This is a genomic window from Burkholderia sp. Cy-637, from assembly GCF_011753175.1.
Lineage (GTDB): Bacteria > Pseudomonadota > Gammaproteobacteria > Burkholderiales > Burkholderiaceae > Burkholderia > Burkholderia gladioli.
Map to the genome: position 1 here is coordinate 1 of NZ_VWWC01000349.1, position 2,214 is coordinate 2,214.

Annotated in this window: 1 protein-coding gene; it reads left to right on the forward strand. The window is 72.2% G+C overall.

Annotated features, from left to right (window positions below; all coding sequences use genetic code 11):
- Positions 1-36: 36 nt before the first annotated feature.
- Positions 37-2,196 carry a site-specific recombinase gene (locus tag F3J10_RS35350; protein ID WP_167244022.1) on the forward strand — a complete coding sequence of 720 codons (2,160 nt, stop codon included), beginning with the start codon at positions 37-39 and terminating at the stop codon, positions 2,194-2,196.
- Positions 2,197-2,214: the final 18 nt, after the last annotated feature.

The window sequence follows — 2,214 nt, forward strand, 5'->3', positions numbered from 1 at the left end:
TGCGCCGCCATCCGCGGCGCCCGACCGTGCGCTGCCATGTTCCGTTCCCTGACCACCCTCCTGAAGAAATGGCGTGCCTCGCGCAGTGCCAGCCACCAGCTCGACGCGCTGCTGGCCACGGCCGACGCGAACGCGCCGCATGCCGAGCGCAGCGAGTGGCTGATCGAGCTCGCGCACTGGCTGCGCCGCGAGGGCAGCGTGCAGCCGCCGGCCGCCGAACGAGCCGCCGCCGAGGGGGCCGCCCCCGAGCCGCCGCGCGGTTTCACGGCCCACGCGCGGCTGCGCTACGTGCTGCACGTGCTGGACCGCAATCCGGCCTGGAAGGCCAACGTGGCGCGCATGCTGCGCGCGCTGCTGCGCGAGAGCGACGGCATCTCCCTGCTCTGCGACGCCGGCATGCCGGTGCATTCCGGTTTCTTCGGCGCGCTGTTCGAGCGTATCGACGCCTCGCTGATCCCGCCCGCGCCGAACCGGCGCGAGCTGGCCGCGCTGTTTACGCTGATGTTCCCGGCGCCGTCCGACGCGGCCTGGATCGACGCGCTGCCCGAGGACCTGCTCGCGCGCCTGCAGGCGCTGTTCGCCTACGAGATCACCGAGACCGAGCGCCATGAGCCCGGCTCCTTCTCGCGCGACCTGCTGGCCGCGCTGCACAACCTGACCCTGCAGATCAGCTCGACCGGTCTGTCGCAGACGGTGCGCAGCCGGCTGTCGGGCGACGAGGCGCGCAAGCCCGCCGAGGCCCAGCCCTTCTACCGCCTGACGCGCGCCATGCTGGCGGTGGAGAGCGCGCAGGCCGCGCTGGAAGACGGCGGCCCGGGTGGTTCGGGCGGCGAGGCCAGCAAGCTGCTGCACGAGGTCAACTACCTGCGCGTGCTGCTCGACGAATGCCGGCAATCGGCCGACGAGGTCTCGGCGCACCTGTACCGCAACGGCGTGTCGGTCGACATCGTGTTCCAGGTCGAGCGCATGCGCATGCGCATCCACCGCGCCGAATCGCTGCTCAACGCCTGGATGGCGCGCGACGAGCCGCGCGGCCTGGCGCGCCTGACGGCCGAGCTGGTGGACGCCAACCAGAACAGCCAGAGCGTCTCGCACCTGGTGCGCAGCAACTTCTCGCTGTTCGCGCGCAAGCTGGTGGAGACCAATGCCGATACCGGCGAGCACTACATCACGCGCGGCCGCGCCGACTACCTGAAGATGATGCGCATGGCCGCCGGCGGCGGCCTGGTGACGGTCGCCACCGTCTGCGTGAAGTTCTGGATCACCGGCGCGCACCTGCAGTCGATGATCGAGGGCTTCCTGGCCGGCATCAACTACGCGGCCAGCTTCACGCTGATGCACTTCCTGCACTTCACGCTGGCCACCAAGCAGCCGGCGATGACCGCGCCGACGCTGGCGCGCGAGCTCGACGACATCGGCCACGAGGAGGGCGTGAAGCGCTTCGTGGCCTCGGTGGTGGCGCTGATCCGCACCCAGGCGGCCGCCATCGCCGGCAACGTGCTGGTGGTGCTGCCGGTGTGCCTGGCCGTGCAGCTCGGCGCCCACGCCCTGCTGCATGCCGACGTGATCTCGGCCGACAAGGCCCACGCCACGCTGCGCTCGTTCGCGCTGCTCGGCCCCACGCCGATCTACGCGGCGCTGACCGGCGTGCTGCTGTGGGCCTCCAGCCTGATCGCCGGCTGGGCCGACAACTGGTTCGTGCTGCATCGGGTGGGCGACGCGATCGCCTATCACCGGCGCCTGCGCCTCACGCTCGGCGTGAGCGGCGCGGCGCGCCTGGCGAGGTTCTGCAAGAGCAACGTGGCCGGGGTGGTGGGCAACGTCGGGCTGGGCATGATGCTCGGGCTGGTGCCGGCCATCGTCAGCGCCTTCGCGTTCGGTTTCGAGGTGCGCCACGTGACGCTCTCGGCCGGCTCGATCGGCGTGGCGCTGGGCGTGCTCGGCAAGCCCGCGCTGGCCTCGGGCGAACTCTGGTGGGCGACGGCCGGCGTGCTGTCGATGGCGGTGCTCAACGTGGCCGTCAGCTTCGCGCTGGCCTTCACCATGGCGGTGCGTTCGCGCGCGCTGCGGCCGACCAAGGTGCGCGCGCTGATCGGCGCGATCTGGCGCGCGGTGCGCGCCGATCCGATGAGCCTCATCTGGCCGCGCGCCGCGCGCGGCCCGCACGAGGCCGCGTCGGGACCGGGCGCGCACTGAGGTCGGACGGCCCCGGCG